This is a genomic window from Xenorhabdus entomophaga, from assembly GCF_037996725.1.
Taxonomy (GTDB): Bacteria; Pseudomonadota; Gammaproteobacteria; order Enterobacterales; family Enterobacteriaceae; genus Xenorhabdus; species Xenorhabdus khoisanae.
Genome location: NZ_JBBMXH010000007.1, coordinates 13796 through 38164, shown reverse-complemented (window position 1 = coordinate 38164; position 24369 = coordinate 13796). Strand labels below are relative to the sequence as shown.

At 43.1% G+C, this 24369-nt stretch carries 20 protein-coding genes; 17 read left to right on the top strand and 3 right to left on the bottom strand.

Annotated elements, in window-relative coordinates; genetic code table 11:
• The first annotated feature begins 9 nt into the window (after positions 1-9).
• The 15 genes from AAC854_RS02430 (at position 10) to tssH (ending at position 19860) form a co-directional block, all read left to right on the top strand.
• Positions 10-642, top strand: coding sequence for a DUF3540 domain-containing protein (locus AAC854_RS02430; protein ID WP_340615743.1), 633 nt, complete (start codon positions 10-12; stop codon positions 640-642).
• 12 nt (positions 643-654) lie between these two features.
• A complete protein-coding gene (locus tag AAC854_RS02425; protein ID WP_340615742.1) occupies positions 655-1047 on the top strand; it encodes a DUF4150 domain-containing protein in 393 nt (130 codons plus the stop codon).
• Between the two features lie 39 nt (positions 1048-1086).
• Entirely contained in the window at positions 1087-1680 is a 594-nt protein-coding gene (gene tssJ / locus AAC854_RS02420) for a type VI secretion system lipoprotein TssJ (RefSeq protein ID WP_340615741.1), read from the top strand.
• Positions 1673-3019 (top strand): type VI secretion system baseplate subunit TssK, encoded by a 1347-nt coding sequence (gene tssK / locus AAC854_RS02415; RefSeq protein ID WP_340615740.1) that lies wholly within the window; start codon positions 1673-1675, stop codon positions 3017-3019. The genes tssJ and tssK overlap by 8 nt, the downstream gene beginning before the upstream one ends.
• 11 nt (positions 3020-3030) lie before the next feature.
• Positions 3031-4248 (top strand): DotU family type VI secretion system protein, encoded by a 1218-nt coding sequence (locus tag AAC854_RS02410; RefSeq protein WP_340615739.1) that lies wholly within the window; start codon positions 3031-3033, stop codon positions 4246-4248.
• Positions 4249-4260: 12 nt separating this feature from the next.
• Positions 4261-7896, top strand: a complete 3636-nt coding sequence (gene tssM / locus AAC854_RS02405) for a type VI secretion system membrane subunit TssM (protein ID WP_340615738.1) — start codon at positions 4261-4263, stop codon at positions 7894-7896.
• Between the two features lie 41 nt (positions 7897-7937).
• Positions 7938-9020 carry a type VI secretion system protein TssA gene (gene tssA / locus AAC854_RS02400; RefSeq protein WP_340615737.1) on the top strand — a complete coding sequence of 361 codons (1083 nt, stop codon included), beginning with the start codon at positions 7938-7940 and terminating at the stop codon, positions 9018-9020.
• A gap of 73 nt (positions 9021-9093) precedes the next feature.
• On the top strand, positions 9094-9627 hold the full coding sequence (tssB, locus tag AAC854_RS02395) for a type VI secretion system contractile sheath small subunit (RefSeq protein WP_340615736.1): 534 nt from the start codon (positions 9094-9096) through the stop codon (positions 9625-9627).
• 3 nt (positions 9628-9630) lie between these two features.
• Entirely contained in the window at positions 9631-11133 is a 1503-nt protein-coding gene (gene tssC / locus AAC854_RS02390) for a type VI secretion system contractile sheath large subunit (RefSeq protein ID WP_340615735.1), read from the top strand.
• A gap of 133 nt (positions 11134-11266) precedes the next feature.
• Complete coding sequence (locus AAC854_RS02385) at positions 11267-11761, top strand: Hcp family type VI secretion system effector (RefSeq protein WP_340615734.1); 495 nt, start codon at positions 11267-11269, stop codon at positions 11759-11761.
• Between the two features lie 80 nt (positions 11762-11841).
• Complete coding sequence (locus AAC854_RS02380; RefSeq protein ID WP_340615733.1) at positions 11842-13557, top strand: type VI secretion system-associated FHA domain protein; 1716 nt, start codon at positions 11842-11844, stop codon at positions 13555-13557.
• A gap of 61 nt (positions 13558-13618) precedes the next feature.
• The gene (tssE, locus tag AAC854_RS02375) at positions 13619-14173 is read left to right on the top strand and encodes a type VI secretion system baseplate subunit TssE (RefSeq protein ID WP_340615732.1); all 555 of its coding nucleotides are present in this window, start codon (positions 13619-13621) and stop codon (positions 14171-14173) included.
• A 33-nt stretch (positions 14174-14206) separates the two neighbouring features.
• On the top strand, positions 14207-16081 hold the full coding sequence (gene tssF / locus AAC854_RS02370) for a type VI secretion system baseplate subunit TssF (protein ID WP_340615731.1): 1875 nt from the start codon (positions 14207-14209) through the stop codon (positions 16079-16081).
• Positions 16082-16095: 14 nt separating this feature from the next.
• Entirely contained in the window at positions 16096-17145 is a 1050-nt protein-coding gene (gene tssG, locus AAC854_RS02365; RefSeq protein ID WP_340615730.1) for a type VI secretion system baseplate subunit TssG, read from the top strand.
• Between the two features lie 81 nt (positions 17146-17226).
• Entirely contained in the window at positions 17227-19860 is a 2634-nt protein-coding gene (gene tssH, locus AAC854_RS02360; protein WP_340615729.1) for a type VI secretion system ATPase TssH, read from the top strand.
• Positions 19861-19901: 41 nt separating this feature from the next.
• Here the strand turns inward: tssH and rimJ are convergent, their stop codons facing one another.
• Positions 19902-20486, bottom strand: a complete 585-nt coding sequence (gene rimJ, locus AAC854_RS02355) for a ribosomal protein S5-alanine N-acetyltransferase (RefSeq protein ID WP_340615728.1) — start codon at positions 20484-20486, stop codon at positions 19902-19904.
• 173 nt (positions 20487-20659) lie between these two features.
• Between rimJ and mdtH the strand changes: the two genes are divergently transcribed.
• Both mdtH and AAC854_RS02345 read left to right on the top strand, forming a co-directional pair.
• Entirely contained in the window at positions 20660-21865 is a 1206-nt protein-coding gene (gene mdtH, locus AAC854_RS02350) for a multidrug efflux MFS transporter MdtH (protein WP_340615727.1), read from the top strand.
• Positions 21866-21916: 51 nt separating this feature from the next.
• Positions 21917-22480 (top strand): lipoprotein, encoded by a 564-nt coding sequence (locus AAC854_RS02345; protein WP_340615726.1) that lies wholly within the window; start codon positions 21917-21919, stop codon positions 22478-22480.
• Between the two features lie 130 nt (positions 22481-22610).
• On the opposite strand, the gene AAC854_RS02340 is transcribed toward AAC854_RS02345, so the two are convergent.
• Together AAC854_RS02340 and ghrA are read right to left on the bottom strand one after the other, a co-directional pair.
• The gene (locus AAC854_RS02340) at positions 22611-23153 is read right to left on the bottom strand and encodes a TorD/DmsD family molecular chaperone (protein ID WP_340615725.1); all 543 of its coding nucleotides are present in this window, start codon (positions 23151-23153) and stop codon (positions 22611-22613) included.
• Positions 23154-23235: 82 nt separating this feature from the next.
• Positions 23236-24183: a glyoxylate/hydroxypyruvate reductase GhrA gene (gene ghrA / locus AAC854_RS02335; RefSeq protein ID WP_340615724.1), complete on the bottom strand. Its 948-nt coding sequence runs from the start codon at positions 24181-24183 to the stop codon at positions 23236-23238.
• Positions 24184-24369: the final 186 nt, after the last annotated feature.

The following is a 24369-nucleotide window of genomic DNA, read 5'->3' as shown; positions in this document are numbered from 1 at the left end:
AGAATCAAAATGACGAAACATTCTCATGCACTTTCCTCATATGCCTTTACCTCCTCTCTGACGACCGAACCATTACAACAGATTACCGGACAGATCGTCTGTATTCTCCGGGATGGCAGCTTTATGGCAGAGAGCAAAAATAACCGTGGCTGGCATTGCCGGCGGGCAGCCAGTTGCCTATTGGCCCCCAATCTGGGAGATATCGTTTTAATTACAAAAATCGATGATCAGCTCTGGATATTAGCCATATTAGAACGTGAGGAGCAACAGACGCTCTCTGAAATCAGCGTTCCCGGCGACCTTACTATCACGTCCCATGGCAATTTAAATATACATAGCAATGGGTTAAATATCACGGCCAGCAGCGGAAACTGCCATATTGATGAAATGCAATACAGTGGAAAATCATTGTCTGCATGGGTTTCAATCACGCGTTTGGTTGGCAACCAGTTTGAATCCCTCTGGCAGACGGTAACACAAATGAGTAATCGGCTATTTCGTCATACAACCCAGACAGAGAAAGTTCATGCCGGTCAATTGGATATACAGGCTGAAAACTATGTCCGGTTACATGCTCAAAACACAATCGTGTCAGCCAAAGCTATCACCAAAATTGATGCTGAACAAATTCATATCGGCTAAGGAGAAGAGATTATGTTTGCCAATACGCAAAGTGGTGGAATGGATATGGCGACTCCCGATGTCTGTTTAACACCCATGTTTTACACCGTGCCAGTGGCTTATCCCAATATGGCACAAGGTGCAACTGCCATCAGTAACGCACTCAACATTCTATTGGCGGGCTGCCCGGCACATAATTTAGCAACAACCATTCCCCTGACAACCGGAGATAACCCCGGTGTCAGTCTTGGCGCCGCTTCCGGTACTGTAATGGGACCATCCCGCCATGTCATGGGCGCTAACTCTGTCTTGATCAAAGGTACACCGGTAACACGTTTGTCGAGTTCCAGCATACAGAATTCAACTAATGCGATGGGTTCCCGTATCGTACCCAGTCAGACAAAAGTTCTTATCAGTGCCGCTTAGTATTTACAAGTTATATTGGGATATATCCTGGTGGGCATTATGATCCTATCCTTTTCGCTAAGAAAGAAAATCAAAATAATAGGTAAGATTAACCTAACCAGATGGTTATTTAAGGGTATATTCCCGTTAATATTTCTTATGACCTTAGCAGGCTGTTCATCGCAAGAAAAAAAAACAAAATTACTCCCTTATAAAATAATCTTTACGAATACACCTAACGTCAATAATTCATCGCCATTGAAGATACATCTTTTTTTATTGAAATCGAAAGAAGAATTTATGTCTGCTGATTTCTTTGCTTTGCAAGATAAAGCTCAGGATACATTAGGTGATAAAATGGTTAATGAAGATCAATCTTTTATACGCCCTTTCCAGGCTGAACTTTATTTATTGGAAAAAAATCTGCCAGAGGCCAATTACATTGGAATTATTGCTGGATATAAGCAATTGCACGGTAAGAAATGGCGTATTTCATTTCCCGTTCCCATACCTGAAAAACCCTCTTTTTATGAGTTCTGGCGTTCTTCTCCTGACGAACTACATGTGTGCGTTAAGGTCACTAACAATGGCTTAAGTCTCATCAAAGAATGCAACTTAAGTTGTACAGCAGGAACTGAAGAAAATAATGAATAGATCAGAAAAAGTTATTTGGACAGAAGGTATGTTTTTACGCCCCCACCATTTCCAGCAGGCTGAAAATCATTTGGAAGCCTATATCCGCGACTGGGGGATGGCACAGTCACCTTACTATTGGGGATTTTTGACCTTTGAATTAGATCAAGAGCTACTTAATCAGGGTAAAGTAAAACTTTCTTCAGCCAGCGGTATTTTTCCTGATGGAACACCATTTAATTTCGATGCGGCCCATGCTCCCATTCCTTTGCAACTTACTGAAAATGACACAAATATCAATGTAGTATTGGCTTTACCAACTTTTCGGCGAGGAAAAGAAGAGGTTATTTTCAGTGAACAAAAGGAATCTATGGCACGTTTTGTCAGCATTGAAGTTGAAGTGAATGATGCTAACGCCATGGCAGTCGGCAATGCCACAATACAGTTCGGGAAAATGCGTTTGCGTTTAATGTTGGAATCTGATTTGACCCCAGAATGGACTGCATTGGGCATCGTACATGTTGTGAATAAAACAAGTGACAATAAACTTCATCTTGATTCACTCTTCATTCCTTCCCTGCTCAACTGCCGTGCAAGTCCACAAATCATAGGGTTTATCAACAATATACAAGGTTTATTGGAACAGCGCCGTCAACAAATCAGCCAACGTTTATTACAGTTAGGGCGCTACAATGACTCTGAAATTATGGATTTTCTCTTACTGTCACTTTTGAATCGCTATAGCGGTCAGGTGAGCCATATTCTGAACCTGTCATTGCTGCATCCAGAACGTTTATTCAGTGAATGGCTGCAATTTGCTACTGAATTAGCAACATATTCCCAGAATCGACTGCCTGAAGAGGTTTTACCTCGCTATGACCATGACAATTTGACGCAATGTTTCAATCAACTAATGTTACAACTGCGTCAGGGATTATCAATCATTCTGGAAGAACATGCGATTCAGTTACCATTAACGGAATATTCTCATGGCTTGAACATAGCTACGTTACCGAATTCCAATATGATACATATGTTCAGCTTTATTCTGGCCATCCATGCTGACGTTGCCAATGATATATTGATGAGCAACTTCCCGGCCCAGATGAAAATTTCCCCCATTGATCGCATACGTGAATTGGTACAACTGCAATTACCCGGTATTCCGCTGCGCGCCATGCCATCTGTACCCAGACAAATTCCCTGGCATTCAGGCTATGTCTATTTCGAATTGGAAAAAGAGGGAGACTTATGGAAGCAGATGGAGAAATCCAGTGGCTTTGCACTACATCTGGCAGGTGAGTTCCCCGGTCTGAACATAGAGTTCTGGGCTGTCCGTAATCAGGAAAAATCGAGGTAACGGGGCTGAGAATGCAAGAAAAGCAGAAAGCAGAACATAATATACTTTCTAGTGATGCCAATTATAACCCATTGGTTTCTGCCTCAAATCCACTGCTGAATACCATCCCACAGATTCGGCATTCTATTGTTCACCCTGATCCCACAGATTTACGGCAGCAACTGATCAATGAAATACGGCGTTTTGAGGTGGAGTGCCAACATGCCAAGCTGCCCTATGCCGTGATCATTGGCGCACGCTACTGTTTATGCACGGCATTGGACGAAGCGGCTGCGCTTACCCCCTGGGGACTTCGCAGTGTTTGGTCAGGAAGTGGTTTACTCGTTACTTTTCACAACGAAACCTGGGGAGGAGAAAAATTTTTCCAACTGTTGGCTAAATTATCGCAAAACCCCAAAGAAAATATATTCCTGTTGGAACTCATTAACTTCTGCCTCCAGCTGGGATTTGAAGGGCGCTACCGTGTTATGGATAACGGCCGTACCCAGTTGGAAACAGTGAAACAACGCCTGTTTCAGTTAATACGTTCGATTCGAGGCAACCCCCCTGCTGAGCTGTCATCAAACGTACAAGCCATCACAGTACCGGGCAAATCCTGGCGATTTTCTGTACCAATATGGGTTTCTGCGGCATTACTCAGCTTTTTGGTGTGTCTCCTGTATATCAGCCTGAATTGGCGGTTAGGGGATATACTCAATCCGGTTTTGGCAAAAATATACCAAATTGATTTACCCAACGTGACGGTCAGTAATCCAGTCTCTCCACCCGCATCACCTGTTCTGAACCTGAAGGAAGTGTTGAAAGGCGACATTTCAGCAGGGTTATTAAATGTCATAGACACGCCTGACAGAAGCGTGATCACGTTAAAAGGAGACGGTTTGTTCACAAGCAATTCAATTCAGATCAAAAATCGTTATTTGGATGTCATCAAAGATATTGCAGAAGCAATGAATAATTTCAAAGGCGAGATTTTAGTCGCCGGATATACCGATAATATTCCCATTAATACCCTTTATTCCCGTTTCTCATCTAACTATGCTTTATCGCTGGCCAGAGCCAAATCGGTACAAAGAGAACTACAACGTTATTTAATTCATCCTGAAAGAGTCAAAGTTGAAGGAAAAGGTGCCAGTGATCCTGTCGCTCCAAATAATACTTCCGGCAATCGGGCCAAAAACAGACGCGTCCAGATTACACTGTTAGCACCTCCTGTCAGCCAAACGATGTAAGGATAAGAAGACATGCTAAATGCGCTCCTTTCTGTCATCACCAGCCGATTGACATGGAGTTTTATCGGAATAACGATTATTTCCTGTGCTCTTTGGTTTATTGGTCCGATTATTTCTGTCGGGAATGCAGTCCCTTTTAAGTCAATGACGATACGAATAATAATTATTATTTCTTTTTACCTGACCTGGCTCTTAAATCAGTTATTCCCCCGGCTATATCAATCATGGCTCAATAAAAAGTTAGCTAACCAATTGAATATCAGTCAGGATGAGGCAGAGGAAAAAAAACAAAGTGTACAATATATTACCTTGGCAGAGCGTTTTTCTGATGCTGCACGATTATTGAAAAAAGCCTATTTTTCCGGCTTACTTAATAACAAGAAACCTCATTGGATAAATTTTTTCAGTCGTCAATATATCTACCAATTACCTTGGTATCTCATTATCGGAGCACCCAATTCAGGTAAAACAACAGCGCTGGCGAATTCTGGCCTACATTTTCCATTGGCTGACTATCTTAGAAAATCGGTTTCGTACATGAGAAGTACGGACAATTGTAACTGGTGGTTTACCAATAACGCTGTGCTGCTCGATACCAGCGGGCGTTACACCACGCAGAACGGTCCGCACGAGCAAGGCGCTAAAGAATGGAAAAATTTTATCCGGTTGTTGAATAAATATCGTGCACGCCAACCCCTCAATGGGATCGTTATTACTATCAGTGTGGAAGATTTACTTAATCCATCAACTGAAACACGGGATCAGCAAGCCTATATGCTGCGCAGGCGTCTGTCAGAGTTACATGAACAATTTAAAATACAATTTCCCATTTACATCATTATTACCAAAACCGATTTGTTAAAAGGATTTACCGCTTATTTCAACCATTTTGACAAAACATTACGTGAGCAGGTTTGGGGATTCAACTTTCCTTGGGATAAAAAAACTGACTGGAATCTGAATACAATATTTGAACAGCAATATAGCCAATTACAGCACCGTTTGGATGCTGAACTTCCCCATATTCTCTTAAATGGACAAAATGCACGGCAATCTGCTGAAAGTTACCTGTTTCCACAAGAGTTCGCTGCCTTACGTCCACTGATTGCACATTATTTTGAAATCGTATTCGCCAGATCAGGATTTGAAATACCCAGCCACCCACGAGGGCTGTATTTCACCAGCGGAATACAAGAAGGGACCCCACTAGATAATGTTATGGAAAAATTTAACCATAGGTTCCAATTGGCGACAAATAACGATAGTGACTCAATGTCATGGGGGAATGATAAAGCGATCGGGTATCCTAAACCGGCCCGCCAAACCTATTTTTTAAAGAATTTGCTGGAAAACATCTTTCAGGAAGCAGGAATGGCGGGCTATAACCGTTGGTGGATATACCGCAAACGCCTGCTGGATGGGTTGGGATATATTGTCCTGACTGTGATACTGGCGCTGGTTACCGATTTATTCTTAACCAGCTATAACAATAACAAAAATTATCTGATGGAAGTACAGGCCAAAATTCCGGCCATTGTTCAACAAGGCGCTAACTTACAGAAGAACGAGGATATTTATGCCCTGCTCCCCATTTTAAATGGCCTGGCTTATTTAGATAAAAGCAACGATTTTTCCTTAGAAAATCCCCCGCTCTCTTACCGTATGGGGCTGTATTCCGGTGAACAAGTCAGTAGTGCAAGTCAATCTCTGTATAGAAAAGCATTACAAACATTGCTGCTGCCACAAATAGCATCACTTATCACAAATCAACTGCATAGTGATAATGGCGATGATATAGAGAAAACTTACAATACGTTAAAAGCGTATCAAATGTTATATCAGCCTCAACATTACGACGGAAAATTTCTGCATGATTGGGTAATGGAATATTTGAAAACTGACTTAAAAACAAATACCACCCAAGATCAGTATCAACAAATTGATCGGCATATCGGTCAATTACTGGATAACCAAGTCGTCACATCACCGTTTATACGCAATGATAATTTGGTCGAGCAAAAACAACTATTCATCAGCAGCACTCCACCAGCACAACGCGCTTACAATTATTTGAAATATAAGTTGTTGGATGATTCCAGTTTAATTCCAGTGAATTTGGTCACACTTGCAGGCCCCCAAGCTGAGTTAGTTTTCTCACGCACCAGCGGGACTCCCATCACTGATGGTATACCTGGTATGTTCACTCCGGCCGGTTATCAGAAAGGCATTGACAAAGATCTCAATACTTTTCTGACCACGCTGTATTCGCAAGATAATTGGGTGCTTGATACTTATGCGCGAAAGCAGACGACTAAAGAAATAAAAGCATCCGTTGAACAGTTCTATATCAACGACTACATATATCACTGGGATAAGTTTCTTTCTGATATTCGCTTAAATAATATCGATGATTTAGATCAACGAATCAATACAGCACGTTTGCTGTCTTCTTTTGATTCACCTATACGCCGCCTTCTGGTTAATGCCAGTAAAAATATCACTCTGAATCAAAAAAAAAACATGGCTATCAATAGTGCCAAGAAACTTGGTACCAATAAACTTGGCAACATCGCAAAAAATAAATCGGGCAAATTGACAAATTTAGTTCCCGAACAAATATTGTCAAATAATGCCCAACCCACACCAGAACAACACTTGGAAGAGCATTTTGCAGATATTATTTCATTAGCAAAAAATACGAGCGCTAATAATCAAAACATACCTTTTGATACAACGTTGCAAGATGTTGGTAAGCTATATCAATATTTAACTGCCCTGCAAAATGCAATCAATACTGATATGCCTCTCCCTCCCAATACTATTATCATGCAACTACAAACAGCATCTAAAGATTTACCCGTACCATTCAGCAACATGATTTCCTCATTGGCAGTTGGAGCCAGCAGCGATACCCAATCCAGTGATATAAAAAATGTCGGCAAGCATCTCAAGGCAGAAATCAGCGGTTTTTGCAATCAGGCCATTGCTAATCGTTATCCATTGATGCCTAAAGCCCGCAACGATATCAAACCTAATGATATGGCGCGGATGTTTGCTCCCGAAACAGGTTTAATGGACCGTTTTTTTCAGAAAAATTTAGTGGGTAAAGTAGATATGACTTTACCAAAATGGCAGTTTTTGCCGGGAATGAATGGCAAGCCCCTAACCGATGGAGGGGATTTGCTCGAGCCTTTCCAGCAAGCTCAAGTTATCCGCAATGCTTTATTTACCAACGGCCCATCACCATCATTCAGTGTTATGGTTCGTCCAATCAGCATGAGTAACGATATATTAAGCATGATATTGGATGTAGATGGGCAGAAATTGCAATATAGCCACGGCCCACAACTTTCACAGCTCATCAGTTGGCCCGGCCCTGCCAAAAAAAATCTGGTTCGCATCCAGTTGAATTTAAGCGATGGCACAACCACGAATTTATCGACTTCCGGATTCTGGGCTTTGAACCGGCTATTGGATCACGCGGAGCGCATCTCACGCAATTCAACAACTGATAATACGAGCTTTCGGGCAGGGTTTAATATTGATGGTCATACTGTTTTACTGGAGTTTACCCCAAACAGCGTGTTAAGCCCGTTTAAACTCCCTGCTTTTGTCTGCCCGAACCCTCAGGTTTTTAAAGCAGCATGATCAATCGCCCCACTTCAAACTGAATATAAGCTGAAGATACCATGAACATTGATACCTTACTTGCCCCAATCAGTGCGGAGTCACCCTGTGGGGAATACCTCGAATATGATGGTGAATTTCTGGCATTAGAACAAATCTTAATCGAAAAACCGGAGCAGCAATTTGGTGATGTACTGATTCCGGCCGAACCGCCCAACTGGATAGAAGTTGAAAAACACGCTACTCAACTGTTTTCCCGCTCTAAAGATCTACGCATTATCATTGCCCTTACTCAGTCATGGCTGAACATTCGGGGGTTGTCTGGTTATGCCGACGGGCTGGGTTTACTCCGTCAGACTCTGGAGCGTTATTGGGAAGAAGTATGGCCAAAACTGGAATTCGACGGGGAATATGATTTTTTACTTCGATTAAACACATTGGCAGCCATTGAAGATGGTTCACCCTGTACGATAAAAGCTCAGCGTACCGTTATTCTGAAAAGTGTTTCGAAGGAATTATCTTTGCAGGAAGTTTGTTCACTCCTTAATGGCACGGTAACAGAAATCAAAGGTTATACAGGTGGGCGTACCAGATTAATAGATGAATTGAGGCAACAGACCAATAACCCTGAAATTATGGCAATGATAGCCATTCGTGAGCATCTTACCGCCCTGACGGATATTATTCGCCATCATTTATCCAATAATCACATACCCGAACTGCCACAATTCCTGAAACAGCTGGATACAATTATTGAATTTTGTCCCATTCATAATGCAGGAATAGATATTTCAGAGAATGCTGCCAATACAGAATTACCCGGATCGGTTCCGTCGATAAAACAGAAAACATCTACAGAACAGATAACTTCACCATCAACAACCATTACCAGCCCGGAAAAAATGCCATCATTCTATTGGCATGAAACTGAGGCCAGTAACCGCGATGAAGCACGCATTTTATTGGAAAAAGCTAAAGCTTATTTTCTAAAGTACGAGCCAAGCCACCCGGCTCCAATGATGATTGATCGCATTCAGCGGCTAATTGACCGCGATTTTATGAAGATTATTCACGATCTTTCACCAGAAAGCGTAAGTCAGCTCGAAATCGTTTTTGGGCGCTTAAACAACCCTGATGTGGATTAATCACTGCTTATTTTATACCCAATGGGTTTCGACTTACTCATTTATCTATCTAGCCAATAATGGAGAATTTGTCATGAAGTCCAGCGGACAAAAGTTTATAGCCCGAAATCGTGCTCCCCGAGTACAGATTGAATACGATGTTGAACTTTACGGCTCGGAAAAAGTGGTTCAATTACCCTTTGTCATGGGAGTTATGGCTGATTTGGCAGGAAAACCTTTAGAAGCCTTACCTGACATCAATAACCGCAAATTTCTGGAAATTGACGTTGACAACTTTGATGAGCGCATGAATTCAATAAAACCCCGTGTAGCCTTTCAGGTTGATAATACCCTGACGGGTGATGGCAAATTGAATGTTGAGTTATCGTTTGAAAATATGACGGATTTTCAGCCAGATGCCATAGCTAAAAAAATAGAGCCCTTGGCTAAATTGCTGGAAGCCCGTATTCAGTTGGCAAATCTGCTGTCTTATATGGACGGTAAAAACGGCGCAGAGAAACTGATTTCCGAAATATTGCAAAATCCCGCTCTACTGAAATCGTTGGCGGAAACGCCAAATCCTGAAGATACCGTTTCGGGAGATGGCACTGAAGATGTTAAGGAGTAATTGATGAGCGCAACTGAACAAGACACTCAGGTGCAACAGGGGCAGGCATCGAAAGAATATACCCCTGATGAATTAAGCACCTTGCTGGATAAGGAATTTCGTCCGCAAAGTGATCATACCCGCAATGCAGTTGAAAATGCGGTGAAAACGCTGGCACAGCAAGCACTGGAAAATACGGTGACTGTCTCTGGTGATACTTATCGTACCATTCAGTCATTGATTGCTGAAATCGATTCCAAAATCTCACAGCAGATGAATCATATTTTGCACCATGAGGAATTCCAGAAACTGGAAGGCGCCTGGCGTGGTTTGCATCATCTGATCAATAACACAGAAACCGATGAAATGTTGAAAATCCGTGTGATGTGCCTTTCCAAAAAGGAGCTGAGCAACACACTGAAACGTTTCAAAGGAGTTAGTTGGGATCAAAGCCCGATTTTCAAAAAAATCTATGAAGCGGAATACGGTCAGTTTGGTGGTGAACCATTCGGCTGTCTGGTGGGGGATTACTATTTCGACCACACGGCACCGGATGTTGAGCTTTTGCGCCAAATGGCACAAGTTAGCGCAGCAGCACACTGCCCGTTCATTTCAGGCGCATCGCCAAGTGTGATGCAGATGGAATCCTGGCAGGAATTAGCCAATCCCAGAGATCTGACAAAGATTTTCCAAAATACTGAATATGCGCCCTGGCGCAGTTTACGCGAATCGGAAGACGTGCGTTATATCGGTTTAGCACTGCCACGTTTCCTTTCCCGTTTACCCTACGGCGCCCTTACAAATCCCGTTGATAATTTCAATTTTGAGGAAAACACGGAAGGCCCGACGCATAGCAACTACACTTGGTCAAATGCAGCTTATGCCATGGCGGTGAATATTAACCGCTCGTTTAAACTGTATGGCTGGTGTACCTCTATTCGCGGCGTAGAATCTGGCGGTATTGTGGAAAATCTTCCTTGCTACACGTTTCCCTCTGATGATGGCGGTGTAGATATGAAGTGCCCCACCGAAATTGCCATCAGCGATCGCCGCGAGGCAGAATTAGCAAAAAATGGTTTCATTCCATTATTGCATCGTAAAAACACCGATATGGCTGCCTTTATTGGTGCTCAGTCACTGCAAAAACCATCCGAATACTACGATCCTGATGCCACTGCCAATGCTAACCTTTCAGCACGCCTGCCCTACTTATTCGCCTGCTGTCGTTTTGCCCACTACCTGAAATGTATCGTGCGCGACAAAATAGGCAGTTTCCAAGAACGTGCTGATATGGAACGCTGGCTTAATGATTGGATTACAAATTACGTGGATGGTGATCCTGTCAACTCGTCACAAGGAACCAAAGCGAGAAAACCGCTGGCGGCCGCAGAGGTTCAGGTAGAAGAAGTCGAGAGCAACCCGGGATATTACCAGGCTAAATTTTTCCTGCGTCCTCATTATCAGCTAGAAGGTTTGACCGTTTCCCTACGTCTGGTTTCAAAACTTCCTTCATTAAAAGGAGCATAACGCAACATTAGACATCATGCTTTCTAAACAATAACCCATCCCTAATCTTCAGACAGCAATACACATATCTCTTTATAACCCCAATATTCATTTATTGGACTCAGCTAAACTTTATTAATTAAGGTGAAAAATTATGTCTACTGCATCAGGCATTGATGCCTACATTCAATTTAAAGGTGTTTCAGGCGAAGCAGGTGATAAAGACTTCAAGGACTGGACAGCCGTTAAGTCATTCTCTCTTCAACTGGCTAACCGCGTTAACCACGAAAATCAGGGCACCGGACTGGGTGCCGGTATTGTAGATGTTTCTGGCTTAACTCTGGAGCTTCTGTTTGATAAATCAGCCGTTACCCTGCGCCAATATATCGTCAAAGGGACACACATTAAAGAAGCTACACTTAAAGTACGTCGCCAAGGGGGAAAACAACAAGATTGGTATAAGTTAGTTCTGTCAAATGCCTTAATCGCAGATTCCCTCCTGACATACGGAGCGAACGGCTTCTCTTCTTCATTAGTTGTAGCCTTTCAAAAACATAAAGAAAGTTACTTTTCTCAAGAATTTGCTTCGGGTGCTAAAGGTGCTGAAGTTAGTTACGATTGGGATTCTTACACTAATCAAGTCGGCTGATACACATATAAACCACATCAATAACTCCCCTCAGGATACCCTGAGGGGAGTTACTCCATCAACAATAGGTATCCGTGATTATGCGATTCACCATTGTCAAAAACACGAGTACAAGCCAGCCTCCACAACAGAGTCATGATTTTCTTCCTCCCGGTGGCACTATCGGCCGCAGCGCAGATAATAACTGGTGTTTACCCGATGAAGATCTGGTTATTGCCCGATTGCAAGCTATTGTATCCATTTCTGCTGATGGAGAATGCCGGATTAACAATCAGGGTTCTGCATCCGATATTTTACTGAATATGATACCGTTGGCACCTGATCGGCAGGTTGAAATTCGTGATGGTGATGTGCTGAATATCGGCAAATATCAAATCCAGATCATTGATGTAAAGAAGAGTTCACCATCTCGGGCCGCCGACCTGACAAATAGTGATAACCAACAACCGAATGCGAATAAATCAAGAATTCCCAACGAAGTTTGGGACGATCTTGAGCAAATTCTTACGACATCCAATCCCTCGTCTCCTTCAGATCTGCATCAGGCAGCACCAAACACACAGAGATTGAACGATAATCATCCTCTGGTAAGAGAACAGCAGCATAAGGAGCGGAATCCGATTGACCCTTTAGCGCAGATGGAAACGACAACCGTCCTTGAAACGCTACAGTTACGGGCGACAGATCCCATTGCTATGTTCGATTCAGATACGACTTTCCAGCGAGAAAATATCCTGAATGATCATACTCCTACAACGTTGTTGCAACGTAACGAACCAGATGGCAATCAAGATGAAGATAAAAAGGAAGTGGACCCACTGACATTGTTTGATAACGAACAAATCAGCCCCCGACAACATGCCAAAAATAATGATGATCCCCTGAACATGTTGTTGGATAATGCAGCCCCGCTAAATTCTTTGGATGGCACAATTACTTCTGATGTTTCTGAACCTCAATTTATTCCCGAATCAGACCCTGTACCGGCATATACAAAAACACAACTATTTACGCCAGAGACTCCCTCGCCGCCACTTTTCGAACAAGAAAAACCCAAACAAGAAACAACTAAGGCACAGATAAAGAACCCCATAGAAGAAATTCTCCATAATCATCAGGACACGTCTCACCATCAAAACACGACTCACCATCAAAACACTTTCCATCATCAAAACAACGAATCCATATTGGAAGGAAAATTGCTGGCGGCCTTGCTGGATGGCATGGGGCTGAAAGATTTCCACAGAGTGCAATTTGATGAACACCACATGTACCAATTAGGGCAACTGGTCAGTCAATTATCTCAAGGCATTGTGGTACTTAACGCCTCACGCAATTTACTTAAACGCAAAGCAGATGCAGACATACCCCAAATGCAATCAGAGGCAAATAATCCATTTAAACTTTTACCTTCGGGTCAATCTATTTTGGCACTGATATTTGGCGGTCATATGCCCGGGTTTATGCCACTTGAGCAGGCAACCCGCGATGTTCTGATCGAATTACAGGCCCATCAGTTGGGGATGATTGCGGGGATACGTGCCAATGTGGCAGACATATTGCAATTATTCCACCCCGTTCTTCTTGAACAAAAAGCACAGAGTGAAGGGTGTTTACCCCGTTTGTCTCTATCGTCAACCTACAAAGCATCAATGTGGGATTACCTCATCAAATATTATCAAACAACCGCCAGTGAGCTTGAACAGGATTCTGTCCTGTTTGGCGAAGGCTTTCTGCAAGCCTATGAAGCAGAAGTTAATCGGTATAAAGACTTCCAAGACAGGGCCCAAAAATAACGTTTATCGCTGACCATTTTCTCATCACTCCCCCATTATCCTGACGATCAATAGGTAACCCATGAATGACAATATCACTTTGCTGCATGGTGGTTATCGTAGCCGGAATAAAGCGGCGCGTATTACCGCCAAAGATAGAATGCAGCCCCTTTTGCTGGATAAGCTCACGGATAACGAACCGGATAAAAAACAAGAAGCTATCAACAGTTATCTTCTGTCACACAGTGCCTTGCGACAAAGTGTCCTGAGAGATTTACAATGGTTACTCAATAGTATCAATAGTGAATCAGATCAGGATTTAAGCCCATTTCCGGAGATCCTTCGTTCTGTTTATAACTTTGGTCTGCCTCCTCTGGCGGGTAAGTACATGTCAGGAATAGAATGGGAAGATATTCAGCACAGAATCACCAGGGCCATTCACATATTCGAACCACGTATCATCCCCGATGAGCTTGAGATAAATTGTATTTCCGATACCCATTCACTGACTTTATACAACACCTTATCCATAGAAATAAAAGGGTTTTTGTGGTGTGCTCCCTGGCCACTCGAATTCCTATTCCGCAGTGATATCGATCTGGAAAATGGTTACTTCACCATACGAGAAGCCGGATAACGTTAAGATAAAGACAACTTAAGAGGGGTGGCCATGGACAGTAAACTGCTTGAGTACTATAACCGTGAATTGGTGTATTTGCGTGAAATGGGCAAAGAATTTGCCGAACGTTATCCGAAAGTCGCCAATCGTCTGGGAATGCATGGTATCGATGTTGTCGATCCCTATGTTGAACGTCTTATGGAAGGCTTTGCTTTTCTGACCTCCCGCATCCAATTAAAAATGGATGCTGAATTTCCGCATTTTTCCGAGCATTTACTGGAGATGCTATATCCTAATTATCTGTCTCCGACTCCTTCAATGGCGATTGTCGAACTCCAGCCTGATACCAGCAAGGGGGATATCAGTCATGGGTTTTTAGTGCCACGTGGAACTATCATGCACTGCCAAACGCTGAAAAAGGACGGCATTACTTTTCACTACGCCACCACTCAAGATGTCACCTTACAACCGTTACATCTGCAACATGTGGAACTTGGCAAAATTCCGGCCAATCTTCCACTGGTGGCACTAAACCTTCACCAATACGGTGCCGTCAGCGCCCTGCGCATTCATCTGAAATGCCAGGAAAAATTTTTCCTTAATGAACTGGCGCTTAACAAGCTGGTATTTTTTCTTTCAGGGCCAGATATTCAATCCCAACAGTTGTTGGAACTGATTATGGAACATTCCGTTGGCATGGTATGTAAGACGCTTGGTGACACCCCGCAATATCAGGTTTTACCCGATATTTTTCCACATCATGAGGGATTTGATGATGACCAGTCATTGCTCCCTAACGATCCCCGTAATTTCAGCGGATACCGGCAACTTCAGGAATATTTTACTTTTCCGGCACGTTTTCAATTCTTTAGTATCAGCGGCATGGGATCTTTACTGAAACAAACTGAAGAAAAGAATGAATTTGAACTGATTCTGCTGTTGAATAAAGTCGATGCTGATCTGGAACGCCTGATAGATGCCTCTTACCTGACCTTAAACAGTACGCCTGTCATTAATTTATTTCCCAAAGTCACTGAACGTGTCACAGTGGAAGAAAATTCCAATGAATATCATTTGGTTGTTGATAATACCCGCCCTCTGGATTACGAAATTTTTTCGGTACAACGTCTGCGCGGCGTTGATATCACCCATAAAGAAACGCGAGTATTCAGGCCCTTCTGGTCTACTTTCAGTGATGATAAAAACAACTATGGTGCTTATTTTTCCTTGCGCCGTGATCCCCGTATTTTATCTGAACAAGCCCGCCAATACGGGACGCGATCCAGTTATGTTGGTACAGAAACTTTTGTTTCCATTGTTGATGAACAACACTCTCCATGGCCCAATAAGCTAAAATTCCTGACTGCCGATATCATGTGCACCAACCGTGATTTGTCTGCGATGCTGCGCCAACAAGATCTCGACAACTTTGCCATGCTGGATTCCATTCCCATCAATAAGATTATGTTTCTCAAAAGGCCAACCGCCCCACGCCCGGCCCTGGCGCAAGGTTCAGCCTCCTGGAACTTAATCAGTCAACTTCAACTTAATTACTCGCACTTCATGGACAAAAATGACGAAAAAGGCACTCAAGCATTACGGCAATTGTTAAGTCTGTATGCCAACCTTGCAGAGCCAGCTATCATCCGCCAGATTAATGGCATTCGCCATTGCTCATTAAAAACCATTTATCGACGGGTTCCTGTGCCCGGCCCGATAGTTTTTGCCCGTGGCGTCAGTATTCGGTTGGAAGTGAATGAACAGGAATTTGCAGGCACCAGCCCTTGGCTGTTAGGCAGTGTACTGGAAAAGCTCTTCTCTAATCTGGTAACCATGAATTCCTTTACCGAAATGACATTGTATAGCCAGCAACGTGGCAATATCGGTTTTTGGCCTGCCCAGATGGGTAATAAGAAATTGATATAAAAGACAAAATGAATATGAGTCAAGAAAACGCCATCTCCATTCATCGTATATGTCGCTTACCGGATGATTTTTGGAAGCAGCTCACCCAGACACCGTGGCAATTCGATTTATTCCAAACCCTACGCCGGATAGATGCCCAATCCGGGGAATATTACATGCTCGGGTCTTCCCCGTTGCCAAAATACGAACTCTTGCGGTTAGGGCAAAAAGCATCCATGATTTTCGCGCCATCGACCATATCTGAGGTCAAACAACGGGAGAATTCAAAACTCTATGATATGTTGATTTACAGTTTCGGTTTATTTGGCCCCAATGGGCCATTACCATTACACATGACCGAATATACCTATGCACGGCAATATAATTTTCAAGACACTACCCTGAACGCATTTACCAATCTATTTCATCATAGATTAATCCTGTTATTCTACCGCGCCTGGGCCAATGCCCAACCAACCGTATCACTAGACCGTCAGGATAACCAACGCTTTTGCCATTATCTTTCCTGCCTGATAGGTATGGGATTGTCCGCTCAGAAAAAAACAGACTCGATTAGTGAACATGCCCGTTATTCACTCTCTGGTCACCTTTCCCGTCCGGGGCATAACGCAGAAGGACTGGCAAAGATACTGTTCGGTTATTTCAATATTCCGCTGAAAATTATCCAAAATATCCCTCAATGGCTAGAAATCGGAGTACCCGATCAGGCTCAGTTAAGTACCGGACGCAATATGCCCCGTTTAGGTATTTCTGCCTTTTTAGGGACGGCCCTGTACGATATCCAACATAAATTTCGCATTGAACTGGGCCCGTTAAGAATGGCTGAATATGGCATGTTCTTGCCGGGAGGGCCAAAATCACAACAATTACGTGACTGGGTTTATCAATATCTGGGGATTGAATACGCATGGGATGTTCGCTTGATACTCCATCAATCTGATATAAAAGGAATTCATTTATCAGAACCGACAAAATTGGGCCTGAACAGTTGGCTCGGCAAAATTGAACAGCCAGCCCATCGCGGAGACCTGCTCTATAACTCAGAGTACTTAATTGCTTCTTAGCGCACTTCCTGTTTCCACACTATCTCTACATTATTCCCACACGCATAACTTCTGTTAACAATAAGCTACGGATTATATCCTATGTCAGAAATCAGCCGTTCTGTCCTCTTTGGCAAACTTAACCGTGTTTTATTCACCTCTTTGGAAAATGCCACAACCTTTTGCAAATTACGCGGCAATCCTTATGTCGAATTAGTACATTGGTTGCATCAACTCATGCAGCAACAAAATAGTGACTTACGGCAACTTATCCGCCATTTTGCGCTGGATGAATCCGCACTGACTAAAGATATTGTTACAGCACTGGATCGCTTGCCACGTGGAGCCAGTGCCATCTCTGATCTTTCTGAGCATATTGATAATGCTGTAGAACGCGCCTGGGTATACGGCTCACTTAAATTTGGCGTGAATGAGATTCGCAGTGCACATTTGCTGACAGGCATATTGAAAACCTTTAACTTACGCAATGTATTGAAATCCATTTCTCCTCAGTTTGATCGCATTAATGCGGATATTCTGCTCGACAATCTCAATGAAATTTGCAGTGAAAGCGATGAATCTCAGGTAAATACATCACCATCAGATGTACAGGGAACCACTTCACAGGCAGGGGAAAAATCGTCATTACAGCAATCGGCATTACAACAATATGGGCAAGAATTGACTGCCCGTGCACGTAACGGTGAAATGGACCCCGTATCCGGACGTGATGAAGAAATTCGTCAAATCGTTGATATTCTCATGCGCCGCCGTCAAAACAACCCTCTATTAACGGGTGAAGCTGGCGTTGGCAAAACCGCTGTCATTGAAGGATTGGCATTAAGGATTGTCGCAGGCGAAGTTCCACCACCTTTGCGCAATGTCCAGCTTTGGCTGTTGGACATCGGAATGCTACAGGCAGGGGCCAGCGTCAAAGGCGAATTCGAATCTCGTTTACGTAAAGTGATTGATGAAGTGCAATCCAGCCCAATTCCGATCATTTTGTTCATTGATGAAATCCATACCTTAATTGGGGCTGGCGGGCAACAAGGAACCGGAGATGCTGCCAATCTGTTGAAACCTGCGTTAGCACGTGGTCAATTACGTACTCTTGGTGCCACTACTTGGTCTGAATATAAAAAATATATCGAAAAAGATCCTGCCCTAACCCGCCGGTTTCAAGTGGTTCAGGTTCATGAGCCTGATGAAACCAAAGCACTGCTCATGCTACGCAGCCTGATCCATCCTTTGGAGCAACATCATCACGTACTTTTGCTGGATGAAGCCGTTGAAGCTGCCGTTCGCCTTTCACATCGCTATATCCCTGCCCGCCAATTACCGGATAAGGCGGTGGCCCTGCTCGATACCGCTTGCGCCAGAGTTGCTGTCAGCCAACATGCAGAACCGCCGCAACTGGAAAATTGTCGTCACCGCATAGAAGCATTGCAAATTGAATTGGACATTGCTGAACGAGAATCCAAAGTCGGTATCGGTGATCAACAACGTTCAGAAACTATTCTTAGTGAACTATCGACCTTGGAAGAACAAAGAACGCAGTTGCAAGAGCGCTGGGAACAGGAACTTTTATTGATCAATAAAATTATTCATCTGCGAATGGAATTACACGAAGAGCAGCATGATGAATTTGAGACAAAACACGCTGAACTGTCAGAATTACAACAACAATTGAAAACGTTGCAAGGAGAAGAACCCCTTATCTTTGCTGCCGTAGATGATAATGTTGTTTCTTCAGTTGTTTCAGACTGGACCGGCATCCCTCTCAACCGGATGGTAAAAGACGAAATTGATGCCGTATTACGGTTGGCTGACACACTCAGCCAGCGCGTCATCGGTCAGTATCATGGGTTAGAGTTAATCGCTAAACGTGTACGCACTTCACGCGCCAAACTGGATGATCCCAATAAACCGGTCGGTGTATTCATGTTATGCGGCCCTTCTGGCGTGGGTAAAACTGAAACGGCACTCGCCCTTGCAGAAACGCTGTATGGCGGAGAACAAAACCTCATCACCATCAATATGAGTGAATTTCAGGAAGCACATACGGTATCGACCCTGAAAGGGGCTCCGCCCGGTTATGTCGGTTATGGTGAAGGTGGTGTGCTGACTGAAGCTGTCCGACGCCGTCCCTACAGTGTGGTATTGTTGGATGAAATAGAAAAAGCGCATCCCGATGTCCATGAAATTTTCTTCCAGGTTTTTGATAAAGGCTGGATGGAAGATGGAGAGGGACGCCACATTGATTTTCGCAATACCATCATTATCCTGACATCCAATGTCGGTGCTGATTTAGTCAGCACATTCTGTACTCAACAGGACACTATCCCAGAGCCAGATGAACTCAGCACTGCATTGCGTAAGCCATTACTGAACGTGTTTCCTGCGGCCCTGCTGGGGCGATTGCTGGTCATTCCTTACTATCCATTAAGTGATGAAGTGATGACCAATATTGTGCACCTGCAATTGGGAAGAATTAAAAAACGCCTATTGGAAAATCATGGCATTACAGCGACATTTGATGATGCAATGGTTGAGCATATCGTCAGCAGGTGTACAGAAATTGAATCGGGTGGGCGCATGGTTGATGCTATCCTGACAAATACTTTGCTACCACAAATCAGCCGGCAACTGCTTTTTGCCAGTGCCCACGATGAACACTATCGTCAATTGCAAGTATCCCTTGAGCAAGGTGAGTTTCAATTTCAGTTCACTGATTAAACAGCTAATCAAAACCACCTATCCTGTAGAATATTTCTGACTTATAACCCAACATCCCATAAGTGATCAGTCAGTGCTGTCAGTATATGATCTTGCCAAATGCCATCAATCATTAAGTAATTCCTGGCATAACCTTCCTGTTCGAAACCGAGCTTCTTGAGTAGGTTTCCACTGCGATGGTTATGCGGCATATAATTAGCCATAATCCGATGCATTTTCTGATAGCGCTGCATATAACGAATTGCCGGTAACAACGCTTCGTGCATTAACCCCTGTCCCTGCCATTTTTCACCTAAAGAATAACCAAGATAACAGGAATGAAATGCTCCACGCATAATATTGGTGAAATTAGCCACGCCCATGACTTCATTTTCACCTGGGTCTAATAACAGGAAATTAAATGTCGCCTCCTTCCGTTGCAATTCCGCAATATAACTCAATCTATTTGTCCACCCCGAAGGTTGATAAAAACTACCATCCCTCGTTGGTTCCCATGGCTTAAGAAAATCTTTATTTTCTGCATAATATTCAGCCAGCCGATAAGCATCCCGTTCATACACCAGACGAACGACCATTCTATCCGTAATAAAGCGAATTTTGGGTGATGCAGAACGATAACCAAACATGCCCTCTCCTGATATTTATCTTGAAAAATTCTTCAATAATTTAGCTTTTATAGAAATAATAATCACCCTCTTACGATAAAAAAATATCATCTATATCCCCCTACCTTAAAGGTCAAATTAAGTCCAAAATAATAAAAAATCACATTTATTTTTTCATATTTCAATGGTGCAAAATGTCATTAGTTTCACAAGCACGCAGCTTGGGTAAATATTTTCTTTTATTGGATAATTTATTAGTTGTTTTAGGATTTTTCGTTGTTTTTCCCCTGATTTCAATTCGTTTCGTCGAACAAACGGGTTGGGCCGCGGTTATCGTGGGCTTGGCTCTGGGCCTGCGTCAGCTTGTACAACAAGGATTGGGTATTTTTGGCGGTGCTATTGCAGACAGGTTCGGTGCCAAGCCAATGATTGTTACCGGCATGTTATTGCGGGCATTGGGCTTTGCCCTGATGGCAATCGCTTCTGAGCCTTGGATATTGATTTTTTCCTGTGTCTTATCGGGATTGGGCGGAACATTATTTGATCCTCCGAGAGCGGCACTGATCATTAAATTGACCCGTCCCCATGAACGAGGACGCTTTTATTCGCTCTTACTGATGCAGGACAGTGCAGGAGCCGTCATTGGTGCACTGATAGGAAGCTGGTTGCTGCAATATAATTTCAATATCGTCTGTTGGATTGGTGCAGCGGTGTTTGTGCTCGCCGCCTTATTTAATGCCTGGCTCCTGCCTGCATACCGTATATCAACAACCCGGACCCCCATCAAAGAAGGTATGGGTCGTGTCATCAAAGATCGTCGGTTCTTTTACTATGTGCTGACGTTGACCGGTTATTTTATTTTGTCAGTACAAGTCATGTTGATGTTCCCGATCATTATCCATGAAATTTCCGGTACGGCGACTGCCGTTAAGTGGATGTATGCTATTGAAGCAGTGATTTCCCTGACTCTGCTCTATCCCATCGCGCGCTGGAGTGAAAAATATTTTCGGCAGGAACAGCGCTTGATGGCTGGCTTGTTTTTAATGAGTATCTGCATGTTCCCGATCGGTTGGGTCAGTCAATTGCATCTCATATTTGGTTTAATAAGCTTATTCTATCTGGGGATGGTGACAGCAGAACCTGCCCGTGAAACATTGAGTGCGTCACTGGCTGATCCCCGCGCCCGTGGCAGTTATATGGGATTCAGTCGGCTGGGGCTGGCGCTGGGCGGCGCTTTCGGTTATACCGGCGGTGGATGGCTCTATGATACAGGCAAGAACTTGGATATGCCGCAATTACCGTGGCTTTTGCTGGGATTAGCGGGATTAATAACTATTTATGCCCTGAATCGCCAATTCAATCAGAAGAAGATTGAACCTGTCATGATTAACAGACATTAATTACACAGTTAATCGTGTAAAATCTGCCTGTTGAAAATAAAAGGAGACAACATGAGAAGATTTTTCTTAGGCACAGTATTGGTACTGGTGGGTTTAATCAGCGGCTGTGATCAATTCAAGGAAGTCAGCATCAGCGAAAGTTTACTTAATGACTATTTATTAAAAAAAGTTCATTATCAAAAGCAAATCAGTATCCCCGGGGTAGCCCAAGCCAATATCACATTGGGTGATTTAACCAGTCAGGTGGGTCGTCAAGATCCAGAAAAAATTGAACTATCAACCCAAGCAAAAGTTCAATTGGTGAGTTTGCTGGGAGCGACTCAGGCTGACATGAAACTGATTATCAGAGCTAAGCCGGTATTCAATGCAGAAAAAAAGGCTATTTTCATTAAAAACTTAGAGGTCGTCGACTACCAGACAACGCCAGAAAAAGCCGCCATTCCGATTAAGGCTTTGATGCCTTACTTGAATACTTCGTTGAGCGAATTCTTTGATATTCATCCGGTCTATGTGCTAAATCCGGAAAAAAGCAAAGCTGAAGCTGCTGCTGTAACATTAGCCAAAGGGTTAGAAGTTAAGCCTGGAAAACTGGTTATCAGTTTGACTGATAAATAATTTTTATTACCAAAAAAATTATAAAGGCAATTTATTAATTAATTGCCTTTATCTTATCTTTCAGTTAACCGCGGATTTATCTATTAAGCTTGTCTTTTAAAACAGGCGCTAAATCGATAAAGTGACATTGTCACTCAGATTCAAGCTCTTCACGCAACGCCTGCAATGCTTCGCGAGTGACAATCGCTAAAGTCCGATAAAAACCACTGGTTGCATGGGCTTCAACTTTACCGAGAAATTGCCCACACCAAGGTAACAAGTACTCATCAAACAAGGTAATTTGAGCCTGAACTTCGTCTTCCGCCGCCTGATCTTCCAACCATGAAGCAGCCAACAATAAAGAACCAAATTGATCAGCAGGCGTTTCAGACAAAGGCATACCCCGCTCTGCTAAAAACTGACGGACTTCACTTTCTTCTTCATCAGTATAATCAGAACGGCAAACGGGTACGCCAGCAGACTCCCCAATAAACAGAGATTGATAATCCGCTTCAATCACCGATAATTCACTGTGTTGCTGTAATCGCTCCAGTAATTCGTCCTGTTCCAAAGGCCATGCCTGTTTCAGTTTCCCCTCTGCAATCATGGCAATCAAAGGTTGCAGAACAGGATCTTGTGGTGCACGGTTAAATAATGTTCCCAAAATACGGCAAACAATCGAAAATTCATTCATGATTTCATCCAATCTCAATAACTTACTTAATAATAAATACGGTTATTGTCCCTAATCGTCTGCCTTGCTGTAAAGCAACTTGTTAGTAGCCACGAGCTATATCAACGAGACCAGTAGGTGACTCTCCATTTTCGATTCGTTGAATATTCTCACAAATCGCATCCATGGCCTTATCAGGAATGGTAATCGCCGCAATATGTGGAGTGATATTAATACGCGGATGAGTCCAGAAAGGATGAAGATTTGATAATGGCTCCTTAATAAATACGTCAAGCGTTGCACCAGCGACATAGCCTTCATCAATAGCAGTCAATAAATCCTGTTCGATGAGCTGAACACCTCGTGCCACGTTAATCACATATGAGCCAGATTTTAACTGACTAAATAATGAAAAATTGAGGATACCATGAGTTTCCGGCGTATTTGGCAGAATATTAATCAACACCTTGCATTCAGAAAGAAAATCATTTAGCTGCCCTTCTCCGTAAAAGCTTTCAACATTATCGATTTGTTTTGGAGTACGGCTCCAGCAACGAACGTTGAAATCAAATTCCCGTAATTTCTCAATAACACTCAGCCCTAAAACCCCTGCCCCTAAGACACCGATAACAAACTTTTCCCGGTCATGGGGAGCCACTGGCTTCCAAATGCGCTGCTCCTGAAATTGTTTATATTCGTCCATGCGGCGGAAATAGTATAAAACGGCATTAACGACATATTCCTGCATCTGCCGGGCCATTCCTGTATCTTCAAGGCGTATTAGTGGAACCCCCGCAGGCAGCGTGCCCGGATTTTCCGACTCTTGTTTAAGGATGGCATCCACACCCGCGCCAAGTGCAAATATGCCTTTTATGTTCTGACGATTTGCTAACATTTCATGGGGGGGTAACCAGGCTAGTGCATAATCAGCGGGAGCATCATCACCATGAACCCACTGCCGGACTTTAGCTTCAGGTAATCTGGTTTGTATTCCTTGAATCCATTTATCAGCGTTAAAATTAAAGGAAGGGTGATAAAAAATAATGTTCATAAAATCTCATTCCTTTTTGTATTTCTAATAGGGTTAACCTATTGCCGGAAGGTTGCAAGCTTCCGGTGGAAAGACAGGAATGAAAATATTAATAATGTTATCTGCTTAACATATTTGCCATGGTTCGTTGCAGAAAAAGTGCATTCACTTTCATAATTGATTGCCAAGCATGCAAATTGTTTTTTA

Excerpts from the sequence above, each read along its gene's own strand:
- AAC854_RS02430 (WP_340615743.1), top strand. The coding sequence starts at position 10 with ATGACGAAACATTCTCATGCACTTTCCTCATATGCCTTTACCTCCTCT.
- AAC854_RS02425 (WP_340615742.1), top strand. The coding sequence starts at position 655 with ATGTTTGCCAATACGCAAAGTGGTGGAATGGATATGGCGACTCCCGAT.
- tssJ (WP_340615741.1), top strand. The coding sequence starts at position 1,087 with ATGATCCTATCCTTTTCGCTAAGAAAGAAAATCAAAATAATAGGTAAG.
- tssK (WP_340615740.1), top strand. The coding sequence starts at position 1,673 with ATGAATAGATCAGAAAAAGTTATTTGGACAGAAGGTATGTTTTTACGC.
- AAC854_RS02410 (WP_340615739.1), top strand. The coding sequence starts at position 3,031 with ATGCAAGAAAAGCAGAAAGCAGAACATAATATACTTTCTAGTGATGCC.
- tssM (WP_340615738.1), top strand. The coding sequence starts at position 4,261 with ATGCTAAATGCGCTCCTTTCTGTCATCACCAGCCGATTGACATGGAGT.
- tssA (WP_340615737.1), top strand. The coding sequence starts at position 7,938 with ATGAACATTGATACCTTACTTGCCCCAATCAGTGCGGAGTCACCCTGT.
- tssB (WP_340615736.1), top strand. The coding sequence starts at position 9,094 with ATGAAGTCCAGCGGACAAAAGTTTATAGCCCGAAATCGTGCTCCCCGA.
- tssC (WP_340615735.1), top strand. The coding sequence starts at position 9,631 with ATGAGCGCAACTGAACAAGACACTCAGGTGCAACAGGGGCAGGCATCG.
- AAC854_RS02385 (WP_340615734.1), top strand. The coding sequence starts at position 11,267 with ATGTCTACTGCATCAGGCATTGATGCCTACATTCAATTTAAAGGTGTT.
- AAC854_RS02380 (WP_340615733.1), top strand. The coding sequence starts at position 11,842 with ATGCGATTCACCATTGTCAAAAACACGAGTACAAGCCAGCCTCCACAA.
- tssE (WP_340615732.1), top strand. The coding sequence starts at position 13,619 with ATGAATGACAATATCACTTTGCTGCATGGTGGTTATCGTAGCCGGAAT.
- tssF (WP_340615731.1), top strand. The coding sequence starts at position 14,207 with ATGGACAGTAAACTGCTTGAGTACTATAACCGTGAATTGGTGTATTTG.
- tssG (WP_340615730.1), top strand. The coding sequence starts at position 16,096 with ATGAGTCAAGAAAACGCCATCTCCATTCATCGTATATGTCGCTTACCG.
- tssH (WP_340615729.1), top strand. The coding sequence starts at position 17,227 with ATGTCAGAAATCAGCCGTTCTGTCCTCTTTGGCAAACTTAACCGTGTT.
- rimJ (WP_340615728.1), bottom strand. The coding sequence starts at position 20,486 with ATGTTTGGTTATCGTTCTGCATCACCCAAAATTCGCTTTATTACGGAT.
- mdtH (WP_340615727.1), top strand. The coding sequence starts at position 20,660 with ATGTCATTAGTTTCACAAGCACGCAGCTTGGGTAAATATTTTCTTTTA.
- AAC854_RS02345 (WP_340615726.1), top strand. The coding sequence starts at position 21,917 with ATGAGAAGATTTTTCTTAGGCACAGTATTGGTACTGGTGGGTTTAATC.
- AAC854_RS02340 (WP_340615725.1), bottom strand. The coding sequence starts at position 23,153 with ATGAATGAATTTTCGATTGTTTGCCGTATTTTGGGAACATTATTTAAC.
- ghrA (WP_340615724.1), bottom strand. The coding sequence starts at position 24,183 with ATGAACATTATTTTTTATCACCCTTCCTTTAATTTTAACGCTGATAAA.